This is a genomic window from Litorisediminivivens sp. KMU-197, assembly GCF_056858395.1.
In genome coordinates this window covers 1000926-1016335 of sequence record NZ_JBXEQG010000001.1, presented here as the reverse complement: position 1 = coordinate 1016335, position 15410 = coordinate 1000926, and the positions used below count along the sequence as shown (strand labels likewise).

Below are 15410 nucleotides of genomic sequence, written 5' to 3'. Positions count from 1 at the left end.
CAAACCCGCAGACTCTCGTTATGAATGAGGGAGCCTTGGGGGGCAGGTCACCGCGCCCGTGACGTTGGCAATCCATTTCCACCCCGCATACTTGTCGCCGATTTCGCGGACGTGGGTATAGCGGTCGAGGCTGGCGACCGACCTGTGCCCAGTCACATGCCTGATCTGGTAAGTGCCCCAGCCCATCTCTGCCAAGCGTGAAGCGCCTTCGTGGCGCAGGTCGTGGAAGTGCAGGTCGTCAATCTCTAACACTTTGCAGGCGTTAGTGAAGCGTCTGCTGAGCGTATCGCTGTTGAACGGGAAAATACGATTCTTGGTCCGGGGCATGGTCGCGATAATGGCGCAGCAGGGAGCAGGAAGACCGACCATGGTATCCAGCCCGCCCTTGTCGCCTGGGTTCTTCATTTTTCGAACCATGACGCGTTGGGTGCCGGGGTCGTAGTCGTTCCATGTGATCCGGCACACCTTTGCCTGACGACGGGTACTGAACAGCGCGAATAACACCACCTTGTGCATTGGCAGAGACCGAGGATTGTGGGCACTCGTGGTGCAAAGTGGGCCATCAAGCGGTTCAACTCGTCCAAGGTCGGGCGACGGTTACGGCTGTCGGACTTCGCCACGATCCAAATGCGACAGGTAGTTCATTACCGTAGAGGGCGAAGACAACTTCTTGCGGTGGTGCAGTTCTTCCGCGAACCGCACGATGTCTTTCGAGGTGATCCCATCGCAAGGAAACTCCGCGATGGCGTATTCCGTTCGGATCGTCTGGAGAACCTGAGCCTTGGTCTTACCCATAGCCCGGCGCGATCCAGAAATGTAGGCGTCGATGGCCTGTCCGAGCGTGGCACGCTTCTCCTTGCGTCCTGAACTCCCGGCCTGCCTTGATGTCCTCGTCGATCTCGCGCTCGCGGTTTTTGGCCCAGGTCTCTGCCGTCTTCCGCTTGTCGAACTGCCGCGATTCACTGACCCCCGCCTTGCGTCTGGTGATCTGAACGAGGTATGCCTTCGACCCATCCCCGAGTGTGCGTTCTCTGATGCTCGCCATTTGTATGACTCCGCCAAATTTCGTATGACTCGGAGTCATACGGTATGACTAAACGGGGGTAAATAAGCCAAAACAAGCGAAAACAGTATGACTCGGAAATGACGGAAAACCAAGCGAATTCATACACTTTCAGGGCTTCTCGCCTTTCCGTCGCACCAATGATGGATGGAACGGGTAGTTTGAATTTCCCTTTTTATTCCCAGTGCTTTGCTGAGACCAACTGGGCGATGTTGTAAAAAATGTTGTAAGTGTTTCGAGCCGGTTTACTGGTGCTCTGGAACTATCGAAAATTCGCAAACCTGCGCCGCGTTATCCCGCCGTGACACCTGACGTGACTTTGGTTGATGACTTCTAAGTTCTCGATGTCCCGCGAAAGATCTTGGTAACCGCATGTTTCCCCTTTTGTCAGGGCGTATTGAACGGTCGCTTCGCCTAGTCCAGCCTTTCGTGCATCTTGCGGCGAATGTCGGGTCAGAGCCCATTCTCAAGTCAACACGATAGCTGTCGGAATCATCTGGTAAGTCGTCTGTCACCGGCCCCACTCTGGTCAGACACAAGCGGAGCAGCTAGACTTCCGCCTAGTATGAAAGGGGCACCTACCGAGACCATCGACGCGGCGAGAGCCGCTTACCGTCGCAGCGCTTGGGCCGACGCGACCGAACTGTTCCTTCGCGCGGATGCCGAGGCCGCGCTGGATGCGCCGGATCTTGAGGCGCTGGTTTGGGCGGCAGGCATCGCGGCGCACGACGTTGAGATGCTGGCGGCGCTGGAACGGCTCTATGCACATTACGAGGTGAACTGCGATCACGAGAACTGCGCCCGCGCGGCGTTCTGGTGCGGATTGCGTAACATGATGATCGGCGAGGTCGGGCTTGGTTCCGGCTGGCTGCAGCGCGCCGACAAGCACGCAAAGGAGACGCCGCCAGACTGCGTCCAGCGCGGATATCTGATCCTGCCGCAGGTCATCATGCAACGCAGCAAGGGCAATTACGACGCGGCCGTCGCCGCCGCCGCCAAAGCGCTGACCTTCGGCGAAACGGCTGGCGACGACGACCTGATCGCGCTGGCCGGCAGCCTGAAGGGCGGCATCCTTTTCCGCCTCGGACGGATCGACGACGGCTACGCCCCGATCGACGAGGCGATGCTGCTGGCCAACGCCGGGCGGCTGTCGCCGATCGTCAGCGGCGTCGTCTATTGCGAGATCGTGGGCTCCTGCTGCCGGGTGCTGGAGATGGGGCGCGCTCGCGAATGGACCGCGATCCTTGACGCCTGGTGCAAGCGGAACCCGCAGGCCCGCGCCTTCAACGGCGTCTGCCAGGTGCACCGCGCCGAGGTACTGCAACTCGAGGGCAACTGGGCCGAAGCCTATGCCGAGGCGGAACGCGCCGGCGAGGGTCTGAACGGCACCACCGAGCAGACCGCGATGGCCACCGCCGCCTACCGGAGGGCAGAGATCCTACGCCTGCGTGGACGCTTCGACGAGGCCGAAGCCGAGTATCGCCTGGCCGGTGAGATCGCTCTCGATCCGCAGCCGGGGCTTGCTCTTCTGCGGCTTGTGCAGCGCAAGGAGGACGAGGCCTCAGCGATGATCCGCCGTGCCATCGAGACTGCGCCCGACATGCCGCGCAAGACGGCGCTATTGCCGGCAGGGATCGAGATCTGCGTCGGCTGTGGCGATCTGGACGCCTGCGACGCGCTCTGCACCGAACTGTCGGAGATTGCCGAGCGGTTCGGGACTGAGATCCTCGGGCGCGTCGCCGACCAGGGCTACGGCATGTTGGCGCTGGCGCGCGGCGAAGCTGCCAGCGCGGTCGCCGCGCTGGCCAGGGCGCGGCGCTTCTGGTCGGAGTTCGGCGCGCCCTACCTTGTCGCCCGGCTGCGCGTCGACATCGCTCGGGGCTGCATGGAACTGGGCGATACCGACAGCGCCGCGATGGAACTAGAGGTCGCTGAAAAGACCTTTCGAGACCTCGGCGCCGAGCCCGACCTGGAACGACTGCGCGCGATCCGTGGCGACCGTGCGGCGGGCAAGGGCGACCTGACTGCACGCGAGCGCGAGGTGCTGGCACTTCTGGCTGAGGGCCGCTCGAACCGGGAGATCGCTGCCGATCTCGGCCTAAGCCCGAAGACCGTGAACCGGCATGTCGAGAACATCTTCGATAAGCTCGGCGTTTCCTCCCGCGCCGCCGCCGTTGCGAAGGGTCTGAAGGGCGGCATCATCTGAAACCGGTATGGGGTGAACGACCCATGCGCGCGAACGCTGGTATGGGGCGTTCTCACGATGATGGCCGGCGGACGGCCGACTAGGCTGGCATCCAGCAATCAAACTAGAGCAGCCCAATGGCACAGACCCTGGAGAGTAGGTCCCGAACCCGTCACCCCGCGGACCTGGTGGAGACCGGCAACGCGCTGAGGACCCAGCCGGAGAGCTTCCACGCCCCCGCCCGCGCAACGGCGCCGGAACAGCACCCGGTTGTGGTGATTGGCGCCGGGCAGGCCGGCCTGTCGGTCGGCTATCACCTGAAGCGGCGCGGTATCGACCACGTCATCCTCGAGGGCGCGGACCGGATCGGCGACGTCTGGCGAAACCGATGGGATTCGCTGCGGCTGTTCACCCCCGCGAAATTCGACGGCCTCGACGGGTTACGCTTCCCTGCGGGCCGCAATGATTTCCCAACCAAGGACGAAATGGCCGACTACCTCGACACCTACGCCGCCCATCACGCCCTGCCGGTCCGCACCGGCGCCCGGGTCGAGCGCCTGCACCGCTCAGGTGCCCAGTTCCGCGTCGAGACTACCGCCGGCAATTTCAAGGCGCTGCAGGTAGTGATCGCCGCGGCGAGCTACCAGAAACCGCGGATCCCCGACTTCGCAGATGGTTTTGGGTCGGATGTGACACAACTGCATTCCCGCGACTACCGCAACCCGGCCCAGATCGGCGACGGCCCGGTGCTGCTGGTCGGCGCCGGCAATTCGGGCGCCGAGATCGCGATGGACTTGGTGCCGACGCACGAGGTCTGGCTCGCTGGCCGCGAAGTGGGCCACATTCCCTTCGACCCCGCTGGTTTCATGGGCCGCAAGCTGCTGGTTCGGCTGGTTATCCGGGGCCTGTTCCACCGCACGCTGACGATGCGCACCCCGATGGGGCGCAAATTCCGCGCCAAGATGCACGGCCACGGAATGCCACTGATCCGCACTCGGCCGGGTCAGCTTGACCGCGCCGGGGTGCGCCGGATCGGCCGCATCACCACCGTCCGCGCCGGCAAGGCCGTGGCCGAGGACGGGACAGAAATCGCCCCGGCGACCGTGATCTGGTGCACCGGCTTTCATCTCGGCTTTGACTGGATTGACCTGCCGGTACTCGATGCGCAGGGCGAGCCGCGGCACCGCTTTGGTCGTGCCTCTGACATCGACGGGCTATACTTCGCTGGCCTGCCGTTCCAGTACGCGGTTTCATCCGCGATGGTCGCCGGCGTCGGCCGTGACGCGCACCGCGTCGCCGGCTGGATCGCCGCCGGGTTGCCGCAGCAGCGGCGCTGACACCCCTTTCAACCAACCCAAGGAGGACGACATGAAACGCATTCTAGTAGCAGCAATCCTGGCCAGTCTTGCCAACGTGGCGGCTGCCGAGCCAGTGATCGTAACCAGCACCGGCTCGGTGACGGAGACGGTAGACCGGCTTAAGACCTCGATCGAATCCGCCGGCGGCCGCGTCTTCGGCGTCTTCGACTTCGGTGGCGGCATCCGCAGCATTGGCGAGGACGTGGGCGAGGTGCAATTGGTGATCTTCGCCGACCCGCAGATCGGCGCACTGGCGCTGTCGGCAGACCGCATGGCGGCGCTCGACCTGCCAGGCAAGGTGTTGGTCTACGACACCGCTCAAGGCTCGGCCATGGCCTATGAAAAGCCCGCCGAGATGCTGGCGGAATGGAACATCCCCGCCGATGCGCCGGTCCTGGGCATGATGTCCCGTACACTGCACTCAGTCACCTCGGCAGCCGCCAGATAGTTTCGGCACCGGGCTCAGAAGGACGCCTCTACCGACGCCGCCAGTTCGAGGCGTCTCCAGTTGATCGCAGTGGCATCGAGAGCGAAGGATTGGTGTGCCTCGGTTCGAAATCAGACCGGGACCGAGGGAGCCAGACGGACCACCAAGGATCCGATTGCCAAGGCATTGGTACGCTTGATGGTATGCGAATACGAACTCAAGGCCTGTCAGATTTTGCCTCGTTCGGCGTAGCAGTATAGTCCGCATGCTGCGAGTTCGGGCGGCGCGGGTCGAATTGCGGCAAAGCTGCGCGCACGCCTCGGATAATATCACCCCCACTGAAACGGGGAAGGGTGGGGCTGAGCTACAACATAGCGGCTAGGTCGCAACATTTGTTGTAACTCGACCGAAAATGACCTCGGATCGGCGGGCAACGGACTAAAATGATGCTCTGGCGTGATTGCCCACCCTGCGGTAAACGTAAGCAATGGAAAGAAAATCGCAGAATATCGTACCTTGGCGTATGTCTTGCGCACCTATGATGGACTGGACCGACCGCCACTGCCGCTACCTGCATCGGCTGCTCAGCCGCCACGCGTTGCTCTATACCGAGATGGTCACCGCGCCGGCGCTGGTCAGGGGCGGGGCAGTGCATCTTCTGGAGTTCAACCCAGAGGAACATCCGGTGGCACTGCAGCTGGGCGGGTCGGAGCCGCGTGAGCTTGCCGAGGCGGCCCGGTTGGGGGCCGAGGCGGGCTATGACGAGATCAACCTCAACGTCGGGTGCCCGTCGGACCGGGTGCAGTCGGGCACCTTCGGGGCGGTGTTGATGAAACAGCCGCAGCTTGTCGCGGATTGTTGCGCTGCGATGCAGGACGCGGTCGCAGTCGAGGTCACGGTCAAATGCCGCATCGGCGTCGATGACCAGGAGCCGCGCGCGGTCCTGCCAGCGTTTCTGGACACGCTCAGCACGGCCGGCGTGACGCGCGTTGCGATCCACGCGCGCAAGGCGTGGTTGCAGGGGCTTTCGCCGAAGGAGAACAGAGACATTCCGCCGCTCGATTATCCGCTGGTGCAGGAGATGAAGGCGGCGTTTCCGGATCTGCACATCTCGGTCAACGGCGGCATCACCTCGCTGTCGCAGGCGCGCGCCTTTCTCGAGGCCGGGCTGGACGGGGTGATGATCGGCCGCGCGGCCTATCACCAGCCCTGGGATGTTCTGGGCGAGGCGGATCGGGTCATCTTCGGCACCGAACCGGCCATGGCAGCGCCCGAGGACGCCGTGCGCGCCATGTTGCCCTATATCGAGGCGCATCTGGCCGCGGGTGGCCGGCTCAACCAGATCACGCGGCACATGCTTGGGCTGTTCGCCGGGCGGCCGGGCGCGCGCAACTGGCGGCGGGTGCTGTCCGAAGGCGCGACGCGCAAGGGGGCGGGGCCGGAGCTAGTGGAACAGGCGCTGTCGCAGGTTGTGGAGCTGGCGGCCTGAGGGCGGCGCTTTTCCTTTGGCGCGGGGCGGTGTAAGGCAGCGAAACACCGGACCGGAGACCGAAATGCCCGACTTGATGCTTCTGTTGCAGATGGCGCTTCTGCTTGTCGTGATCGGCGGGTTCGCGGGCGTTCTGGCGGGCCTTCTGGGCGTCGGCGGCGGCATCGTCTTGGTGCCGGCCTTTTTCTATGCCTTCCAGACGCTGGGTTACGGCGGGTCGCAGCTGATGCAGATGTGCCTGGCGACGTCGCTTGCGACGATCATCGTGACCTCGATCCGTTCCGTCCTGTCGCACAATCGCAAGGGCGCGGTGGATTGGGATATCCTGAAACGCTGGGCGCCGGGAATCGCCATCGGCGCGGTCGCGGGCGTCTTGGTGGCCTCGTCCTTGCGGTCTGTAACCTTGCAAATGCTGTTTGGCGTGCTGGGGATCGTGATCGGGCTCTACCTTGCCTTCGGACGGCCGAACTGGCGGCTTGGCGCGGCGATGCCGGGCGGCATCGCGCGCGCCGTCGTGTCGCCCGCGGTGGGGCTGCTGTCGGTGCTGATGGGGATCGGTGGCGGCAGCTTCGGGGTGCCGCTGATGAGCCTTTACAACACGCCGATCCACCGGGCCGTGGCGACGGCGGCGGGGTTCGGGGTGATCATCGCGGTGCCCTCGGTCGCCGGATTCTTGCTGCTGGAGATCGACGCGGCGGACAGGCCGCCCCTGACCATCGGCGCGGTCAACCTTGTGGCCTTCGGGATCGTCATCGCGATGACCCTGATGACCGCGCCGTTGGGTGTGCGGATCGCCCATGCGATGGACCCGAAGCCGCTGCGGCGTGTCTTTGCCTTCTTCCTGATCCTCGTGGCGCTTAACATGCTGCGAAAGGCACACTTCGGCTAGACCGGGGCGATTGTTTCCAGCGCCATGCCATGACTGCGCCATATGTTTCGCGCGCGAAATCGCAGAGACCTGTGTATTAACAAACGGTTAACCAAAGCGGCGAAAGCGCCCTCCGAAGGGGCCGGCGCAATTTCGCCATTTCCCGAGCCGAAACAATCCAGAATTGGTCAAATTCGCCCCAAAGTTGAGGCGTATCCCTGCGGTGAGCAACGAGGAGCAGATCATGCTGGAAATGTTGATGCTATTGGGATTGGGGCTGGTCGCGGCAGGCGCCGTGGGCATGTCCGGGATCGGGTCCGACGAAACGGCGACCGCTGATCCGCAAGGCGCCACGACCACGCATTATTCGGAAGAACTCGGGTCGGCGGACGGCGGTATCCTTGCCCAGATCCGGGCCATGGGCGGAAGCCTCAACGCAGCCGCCGCTGCCGCCAACGATGCCGAAACCTCTGACGAACAGACGGTCATCTCGGACACCGCGCCGCTTGCCGCCGAACCGGGAACCGAACTGGCCGATGCCAAGATGTCCGAGGACGATCCGTCCGACCCGCCCGAGATGGCGGCGTTGATGGACCGCCTTGGTGAATTGACCGACATCAGTGTCACCTCGGCCTCGTTCACCGAGACGTCCGAAGACGCTGAGGGACCGGACGACTTCCTGACCGCGCTCATCCAGGCCGCGCCGGAAGAACCTGCCGAAGACCCGGCGATGGTGGCTGAAGCCGACGACATGGACGAGATCCCCGAGATCACCGATTTCGCCGCCGGCGAGGAAACCCTCGTGCTGATGCTGCCGGAAGACATGGACGACGCCACCACGGTGCGCATCGAGCCGGCAGGCGAGGCCGGCACGGACGCGGCTGTGGTTCTGGAAGACACGCTTGGCAGTGTCATGGCAGCGGTGATCAAGGGCGGTTTCGGGCTGGTCACACCGCAGGACATCGAACTTCAGCGTTAAGGGTCAGTCCGGGGTCTGGTTCAGGCGCCCGGACCGTCCACCGCGCCGCTTACGCAGGTGGTTTCGGCGGTTCGGAAGATCCGCCATGATCCTTTTCCGCTCATCCGGCCCCATTTTGGACCAGTGGCTGATCTCGTCCATGGTGCGCAGGCAGCCGGTGCAGACCTTGGCGCGGGGATGCACGAGGCAGATGTTCACGCAGGGGCTTTCGATCTCGTCGCGTTGCCACAGCGGCGGATTGCTTGGTTTGCTCTCGGTCATCTGCCCAAATGCCTCAACCTGTCCAGTGCGCCTTGCAGGATATAGGAGGCCGCCACGTGGTCGATAACTTCTGAGCGACGCTTGCGTGACGTATCCGCCTCGAGCAGGGCGCGTTCGGCGGCCACGGTGGACAGCCGTTCATCCCAGAAGGTGATCGGCCCGTCCCAGAGCCGCGCGAAGTTGCGGGCGAAGGCGCGGGTCGATTGGCAGCGCGGACCCTCCGATCCATCCATGTTGCGCGGCAGCCCGAGAACGATGCCGCCGATGCGGCGCTGATCAAGGATCTCCTGCAGGCGGGCGGCGTCCAGCCCGAACTTCTTGCGCCGGATCGTCTCGAGCGGGGTGGCGACCGAACGCAGCCCGTCCGAGACCGCCACGCCGATGGTCTTGTCTCCGAGGTCGAGCCCGGCAAGCGCCTGCATCGGTTTCAGGTCGGCGGCGAAATCGGCAATATCGTCATGGATCATGTCTTCCTCTAGACCGCCGGAGGGGCCGGCGGAAACCCCCGATTTCGGCGGATTTCGCCTTTGCCGGGGATTGTGGCGGATTTGATCGCGGTGCAGTCTGTCGGTGAGTCCCGCAGTGGGGCGCACCAGACTTCGGGAGCCTGCCCGCATGAAACGCTATTCTGCCTTTGCCGTTGCCCGCGAAGCCCAGCGCTATCACCTCGGATGGGAACGCGCGTGGCGCTCGCCCGATCCGAAACCCGGCTACGAGGTGATCATCGTCGGTGCCGGCGGGCACGGGCTGGCGACGGCCTATTACCTGGCCAAGAACTTCGGCATCACCAACATGGCGGTGCTGGAAAAGGGCTGGCTGGGTGGCGGCAACACCGGGCGGAACACCACGATCATCCGGTCGAACTATCTTCAGGATCCTTCTGCCGCGATCTACGAAAAGGCCCGTTCGCTCTATGAGACGATGAGCCAGGATCTGAACTACAACGTCATGTTCAGCCCGCGCGGCGTGATGATGCTGGCGCAGACCGAGCACGAGATCCGCGGCTACCGGCGCACTGCCCACGCCAACGCCCTGCAGGGGGTGCAGACCGAATGGATCAGCCCTCGCCGGGTCAAGGAACTGGTGCCGATCATCAACCTCGACGGCCCGCGTTACCCGGTACTGGGCGCGCTGTGGCAGGCGCGCGGCGGCACGGCGCGGCACGATGCGGTGGCTTGGGGCTATGCGCGGGCCTGTTCGGACATGGGCGTCGACATCATCCAGCAATGCGAGGTCACGGGAATTTCGCAGATGAACGGGCGGGTGACGGGCGTGTCGACCACGCGCGGCGACATGTCCTGTGACAAGTTGGGACTGGTGGTGGCCGGGCATTCAGGCGTGCTGGCCGAAATGGCGGGGTTCCGGCTGCCGATCGAGAGCGTGGCGCTTCAGGCGCTGGTCTCGGAACCGATCAAGCCCTGCATGGACGTGGTGGTCATGGCCAACACCGTGCACGGCTACATGAGCCAGTCCGACAAGGGCGAGATGGTGATCGGTGGCGGCGCCGACGGCTACAACAACTATACCCAGCGCGGCAGCTTCCACCATATCGAGGAAACCGTCAGGGCGCTGGTCGAGACCTTCCCGATGATCTCGCGCCTGAAGATGCTGCGTCAGTGGGGCGGGATCGTCGACATGACGGGCGACCGTTCACCGATCCTGTCGAAGACCCCGGTCGAGAACATCTTTGTCAATTGCGGTTGGGGGACGGGTGGGTTCAAGGCAATCCCCGGCTCGGGCTGGGGCATGGCGGAACTGATGGCCAAGGGTCATTCGCCGCTGACCGACGCCTTCTCGCTCGACCGTTTCCGCGAGGGGCGGTTCATCGACGAGAGCGTGGCGGCGGGAGTGGCGCACTGATGTCATGCCGCAGTGCCGAAAAATTGATGGAACATGCTCGGAACCTGGGCGCGGGCGGCGACGTTGAGCCCCCGATAGCCAAGTTCAAAGGAGCTTTCCAATGGCCGAACCGACCAACCGCCCGGTGTCCGATCACACCCGTGAGCACACCAACACCACCACTACCACGACCACCAATTCCGGTGGCAACAGCGGGATGGCCTTCATCGTCGGCATCCTTGTCGTCATCGTCGCAATCATCGCATGGTTCCTGTTCGCAGGCGCCGACGTCGATGACGGTGTCAGCGATGTCAACGTCAACATCGAAGGCACCGCGGAAGGTGCCGGTGACGCGCTGGAAAACGCCGGCGAATCCGTCGAGGGCGCGGCAGAAGGCGCTGCGGACTCGGTCGAAGGTGGCGCGGAAGCTGTCTCGGAATAATCGATTTCCATCACTCACGACACGGAACGGCCCGGACACCTCTGGTGTGCCGGGTCTTTCCATATCTGCCTTGTCTGTTCACGTTGCGGTGACATCGGCCAAGCTTGACCTATTTGCAGCGCAGAAAGACGCTGGAATTGGCCGATGCCGGGCAGCGTTGTCGCTGCGTCACAACCAGACAGCCCGACAGGCGTTATCCTTTCACGACCGAAAGGAGGCGACACCATGTCGGACCATACTCACGACTATTACAAGCTGGACACTGAAAGCAGGCGCGGGACACCCTGGGCCTGGCTCATTCCGGCGCTCTTTGCGCTGGGGATCATCCTCGCTATCGGGTACGTCGGGGCAGGCTCGGACGCGCCTGACAAAGCGCGCCCGGGTGGAGCCGGAGATCCCGCAGTCACGACCGTCGATGAACCCCCGGCTGTCCCGGGCACCGTTCCTGCCGCAGACTGACCCACGCGCAATCCGTTTCGCAAGGCGGGCGTCCCCGGACGCCCGCCTTTCGACGTTCCAATACCGGAGCCAGACCCCATGCTGATCCTGCACTGTCCCTGTTGCGGCATCGACGCCGATGAGACCGAGCTTGCCCCCGGCGGCGAGGCCCACCTGAAACGCCACGGGCCCGGGTCCTCGGACACAGAATTCCACGACTACCTATTTTCGCGCGCCAACCCGAAGGGTGTGCATCTGGAACGCTGGCGCCACGCCTATGGCTGCGGCAAATGGTTCCTCGCGGCCCGCGATACCAACACGCTGGAGGTCTTCGGCACCTATTTTGCCCAGACGACAGAGCCGCCCGAAGAAATTCGTGAGGCCATTGCCGCGAAGCACCCGGATTGGCGCTGGCGCGACCAATGACCTTCATCCCGCCAACGAAACTCCCGACGGAGGCGCCGGCAGCCTCCTTCCGCGAAAGGGCCTGATCCATGAGCACACGTCTTGCCACAGATGGCCGCCTGATCGACCGCGCGAAACAGCGCAACTTCACCTTCAACGGCAAACGGCTTGCCGGGTTCGAGGGCGATACGCTGGCCTCGGCGCTGCTGGCCAACGATCAGGTGCTGGTCGGGCGGTCCTTCAAGTATCACCGTCCGCGCGGCATCGTCGCCTCGGGCCCAGAGGAGCCCAATGCGCTGATGGGGCTGGGGAAGGGCGACCGGTTCGAGCCGAACCAGCGCGCCACAACCACCGAACTTTTCGACGGGCTGACGGCGGAAAGCCAGAACCACTGGCCCAGTCTCGAAACCGATTTCGGCGCCGTGACCTCGGCCATGGCGGCCTTTCTGCCGGCGGGTTTCTACTACAAGACCTTCATGAAGCCGCGCGCCTTCTGGAAACATGTCTACGAGCCGCTGATCCGCCGCTCCGCCGGGCTGGGCAAGGCACCCGACGCCGAGGTCCGCGATCCCGATACCTATGAGCACTTCAACCTGCATGTCGATGTGCTGGTGATCGGCGGCGGCGTCGCCGGGCTCGAGGCCGCGCGCCGGCACGGGGCCGAGGGCGCGCGGGTGCTGCTGATCGAACAAACGGCGCATTGGGGCGGGCGGTCCCCGGTCGACGGGGGCGAGGTGGACGGCCAGCCGGTCGCGACGCATATCGACGCGCTGGTGGCGGAGTTGCAGGCAATGGAGCACGTCACCCTGCGCAGCCGCTGCATGGGCGCCGGGGTCTATGACCACGGCTACGTGCTGGCCTATGAACGGGTAAACGACCATCGGCCCGGGGCGAGGGGCCCGCGTCACCGGCTGTGGCGCATCCGGGCCGGGCAGGTGGTGCTGGCCACCGGCGCCATTGAACGCCCGCTGAGTTTCGCGGGCAATGACGTGCCGGGGGTGATGCTGGCCTCGGCCGTGCGCGACTATGTGGTCAACTGGGCGGTCAGCCCCGGCGATCGCACCGTGGTGGTGACCAATAATGACGATGCCTATCGCACCGCGCTGGCGCTGCGGCAGGCCGGTCTTTCGGTGCCGGCGATCATCGACGCGCGGGTGTTGCCCAAGGATTCCCCGCTGATGGCCGAGGCTCGCGCGCAGGGCATCCGTATCCTTCAGGGTCATGCGGTCGATCACGTGATGGGCACCAAGCGCGTGCGCGGCGCTGCAATCTGTTCGCATGCCGGCGAGGGCGGGGCGGTGATCGAGGAAATCCCCTGCGAGGCGGTCGCCATGTCGGGCGGCTGGTCACCGGCGGTGCACCTCTGGTCACACTGCGGCGGCAAGCTGACATGGGACGAGCCCCGGGCGATGTTCAGGCCCGATGCAGAACGGCCGCCGACAGGTGCCGACGGGCAGGGGTTCATGACGGTGACCGGGTCGGCCAACGGGGCGCTGAGCCTGTCCGAGGTGATCTCGGACGCCACCGAGACACAGGAGGCGCCGCTCGCGCCGGTGTGGATGATGCCGCAAGGGGCGAGCGTGAAGCACAGGATGAAGGCGTTCCTCGACTTCCAGAACGACGTCAAGGTGTCGGATGTGCAGCTTGCCGCGCGTGAGGGGTTCGAGAGCGTCGAACATGCAAAGCGCTACACCACGCTGGGTATGGCCACCGATCAGGGCAAGCTGTCCAACATCAACGGGCTGGCGATCTTGGCCGGGGCGCGGGGCGATGCCATCCCCGATGTCGGCACCACCACCTTCCGTCCGCCCTATACTCCGATCTCGATGGGGGCCATCGCCGGCGAGGCAAGAGGCGCGCTGTTCCAGCCGATCCGCCGCACGCCGATGCACGACTGGCTGGACGAGCATGGCGCGCAGTGGGAGCCGGTCGGCCAGTGGCGGCGGCCCTATTGCATCAAGCGTCCCGGCGAAAGCACCGAGGACGCCGTGCAGCGTGAGGTCACCAACACCCGTGAAAAGCTGGGCCTGCTCGATGCCTCGACTTTGGGCAAGCTGATCGTCAAGGGGCCGGACGCGGGGCGTTTCCTCGACATGATGTACACCAACATGATGTCGACCCTGAAGCCGGGGAAGTGCCGCTATGGGCTGATGTGCAATGAAAACGGCTTCCTGATGGATGACGGCGTGGTGGCGCGGCTAGATGAGGACACGTTCCTCTGCCACACCACCTCGGGCGGGGCGGACCATATCCACGCCCACATGGAGGACTGGCTGCAATGCGAATGGTGGGATTGGCAGGTCTATGTCGCCAATGTCACCGAGCAATGCGGACAGATCGCCGTGGTTGGGCCGAACGCGCGCAAGGTGCTGGAGGCGATCGGCGGGCTGGATGTCTCGAAAGAGGCGCTGCCCTTCATGGGCTGGGCGGAAGGCGCGCTGGGCGGCATCCCGGTCAGGGTGTTCCGGATCTCCTTTTCGGGTGAACTCAGCTACGAGATCGCTGTGAAGGCGGGTTATGCGCGACAGCTGTGGGACCTGCTGCTGACCGTGGGGCGGCAGTTCGGCGTGATGCCCTATGGCACCGAGGCGCTGCACATCATGCGGGCCGAGAAGGGCTTCATCATGATCGGCGACGAGACCGACGGCACGGTGATCCCGCAGGATCTCGGGCTCGACTGGGCGATCTCGAAGAAGAAGGACGACTATCTGGGCAAACGGGCGCAGCAAAGGCCTGACATGCAGCGCGGCGACCGCTGGAAGCTGGTCGGGCTGGAGACCGTCGATGGATCGGTGCTGCCGGACGGCGCCTATGCGGTGGGCGAGGGCGAGAACGCTAACGGTCAGCGCAATGTGATCGGGCGGGTGACGTCGTCCTACCACTCCCCGACTTTGGGGCGGGGCATCGCCATGGGGCTGGTGCAGCACGGGCCGGACCGCATGGGCGAGGTGATCCAGTTCGCCAAGGACGACGGCAAGACCATGGTGGAGGCGACGATCGTCGACCCGGTTTTCTATGACAAGGAAGGGGAGAAGCAGGATGTCTGAGGCTCTTGCAACACCCGCAACGCCGCTTGGCGGGGCAAGCTTCGATGGGCTGGTCTCGGTCCGCGAGATGGCGGCGCAGGGAATGATCCTGATGCGGGGTGATCTGACGTCGAAGCTGGTCAGCCATGCGGTGAAGGAGTTCGCGGATACCGACATGCCGGCGTCGCGCCAGTCAGTGACTGAAGGCGACCGCAGTGTCCTGTGGATGTCGCCGGACGAGTTGCTGTTGCTTTGCCCTTACGATGCGGTGCCAGAGGCGCTGGGCGACCTGACCGACAGGCTTGGTGATGACTACGCGCTGGCGGTCGACATCTCGGACGCGCGGGCCTGTTTCGAGTTGCGCGGCGCGGGCCTGCGCGAGGTGCTGGCCAAGCTGACGCCTGCGGACATGTCGGAGCAGGGCCTCCCGTCGGGCGAGGTGCGGCGCACCCGTCTGGCGCAGGTGCCGGCTGCCTTCTGGCTGACCAGCGAGACCCGGGCGCAGGTGATCTGCTTCCGTTCGGTGGCGCAATACGTGTTTGACCTGTTGAAAACGGCCGCGGCACCGGGATCGGCGGTCGGGGTGTTCTGAGGCAGGGTCCCGTCCCCGCGCGGGGGCCGCGACACGGG

The 15410-nt window shown here is 64.6% G+C and carries 16 protein-coding genes; 12 read left to right on the top strand and 4 right to left on the bottom strand.

The features are described 5' to 3' along the window. Nucleotides 1–18 precede the first annotated feature (18 nt). Both AC04PT_RS04885 and AC04PT_RS04880 read right to left on the bottom strand, forming a co-directional pair. Nucleotides 19–516 carry a tyrosine-type recombinase/integrase gene (locus AC04PT_RS04885; protein ID WP_482872415.1) on the bottom strand — a complete coding sequence of 166 codons (498 nt, stop codon included), beginning with the start codon at nt 514–516 and terminating at the stop codon, nt 19–21. Between the two features lie 81 nt (nt 517–597). Then, entirely contained in the window at nt 598–795 is a 198-nt protein-coding gene (locus tag AC04PT_RS04880) for a hypothetical protein (protein ID WP_482872413.1), read from the bottom strand. 833 nt (nt 796–1628) lie between these two features. On the opposite strand from AC04PT_RS04880, the gene AC04PT_RS04875 reads away from it, so the two are divergent. The 6 genes from AC04PT_RS04875 to AC04PT_RS04850 all read left to right on the top strand — a co-directional run bounded on the left by AC04PT_RS04875 (nt 1629) and on the right by AC04PT_RS04850 (nt 8369). Beyond that, entirely contained in the window at nt 1629–3269 is a 1641-nt protein-coding gene (locus AC04PT_RS04875; protein WP_482872411.1) for a LuxR C-terminal-related transcriptional regulator, read from the top strand. A gap of 116 nt (nt 3270–3385) precedes the next feature. Then, the gene (locus AC04PT_RS04870) at nt 3386–4585 is read left to right on the top strand and encodes a flavin-containing monooxygenase (RefSeq protein WP_482872410.1); all 1200 of its coding nucleotides are present in this window, start codon (nt 3386–3388) and stop codon (nt 4583–4585) included. A 31-nt stretch (nt 4586–4616) separates the two neighbouring features. After that, entirely contained in the window at nt 4617–5054 is a 438-nt protein-coding gene (locus AC04PT_RS04865; protein WP_482872409.1) for a DUF302 domain-containing protein, read from the top strand. A 466-nt stretch (nt 5055–5520) separates the two neighbouring features. After that, nucleotides 5521–6522 carry a tRNA dihydrouridine(20/20a) synthase DusA gene (dusA, locus tag AC04PT_RS04860; protein WP_482872408.1) on the top strand — a complete coding sequence of 334 codons (1002 nt, stop codon included), beginning with the start codon at nt 5521–5523 and terminating at the stop codon, nt 6520–6522. Between the two features lie 64 nt (nt 6523–6586). Next, complete coding sequence (locus AC04PT_RS04855) at nt 6587–7411, top strand: sulfite exporter TauE/SafE family protein (RefSeq protein ID WP_482872407.1); 825 nt, start codon at nt 6587–6589, stop codon at nt 7409–7411. Between the two features lie 223 nt (nt 7412–7634). Then, on the top strand, nt 7635–8369 hold the full coding sequence (locus AC04PT_RS04850; protein WP_482872406.1) for a hypothetical protein: 735 nt from the start codon (nt 7635–7637) through the stop codon (nt 8367–8369). 3 nt (nt 8370–8372) lie between these two features. On the opposite strand, the gene AC04PT_RS04845 is transcribed toward AC04PT_RS04850, so the two are convergent. Beyond that, complete coding sequence (locus AC04PT_RS04845; RefSeq protein WP_482872405.1) at nt 8373–8630, bottom strand: DUF1289 domain-containing protein; 258 nt, start codon at nt 8628–8630, stop codon at nt 8373–8375. Further along, on the bottom strand, nt 8627–9097 hold the full coding sequence (gene ruvX, locus AC04PT_RS04840) for a Holliday junction resolvase RuvX (RefSeq protein ID WP_482872404.1): 471 nt from the start codon (nt 9095–9097) through the stop codon (nt 8627–8629). The genes AC04PT_RS04845 and ruvX overlap by 4 nt, the downstream gene beginning before the upstream one ends. A 148-nt stretch (nt 9098–9245) precedes the next feature. Between ruvX and AC04PT_RS04835 the strand changes: the two genes are divergently transcribed. The 6 genes from AC04PT_RS04835 to AC04PT_RS04810 all read left to right on the top strand — a co-directional run bounded on the left by AC04PT_RS04835 (nt 9246) and on the right by AC04PT_RS04810 (nt 15372). Continuing rightward, nucleotides 9246–10490, top strand: a complete 1245-nt coding sequence (locus tag AC04PT_RS04835) for a sarcosine oxidase subunit beta family protein (protein WP_482872402.1) — start codon at nt 9246–9248, stop codon at nt 10488–10490. Nucleotides 10491–10590: 100 nt separating this feature from the next. Continuing rightward, nucleotides 10591–10911, top strand: coding sequence for a hypothetical protein (locus AC04PT_RS04830; protein ID WP_482872401.1), 321 nt, complete (start codon nt 10591–10593; stop codon nt 10909–10911). 225 nt (nt 10912–11136) lie between these two features. Beyond that, complete coding sequence (locus AC04PT_RS04825) at nt 11137–11370, top strand: hypothetical protein (RefSeq protein ID WP_482872400.1); 234 nt, start codon at nt 11137–11139, stop codon at nt 11368–11370. A gap of 78 nt (nt 11371–11448) precedes the next feature. Next, nucleotides 11449–11775 (top strand): sarcosine oxidase subunit delta, encoded by a 327-nt coding sequence (locus AC04PT_RS04820; RefSeq protein WP_482872399.1) that lies wholly within the window; start codon nt 11449–11451, stop codon nt 11773–11775. A 68-nt stretch (nt 11776–11843) separates the two neighbouring features. Continuing rightward, nucleotides 11844–14801, top strand: coding sequence for a sarcosine oxidase subunit alpha family protein (locus AC04PT_RS04815; RefSeq protein WP_482872398.1), 2958 nt, complete (start codon nt 11844–11846; stop codon nt 14799–14801). Beyond that, nucleotides 14794–15372 (top strand): sarcosine oxidase subunit gamma, encoded by a 579-nt coding sequence (locus AC04PT_RS04810; protein WP_482872397.1) that lies wholly within the window; start codon nt 14794–14796, stop codon nt 15370–15372. The genes AC04PT_RS04815 and AC04PT_RS04810 overlap by 8 nt, the downstream gene beginning before the upstream one ends. The last annotated feature ends 38 nt before the right edge of the window (nt 15373–15410 follow it).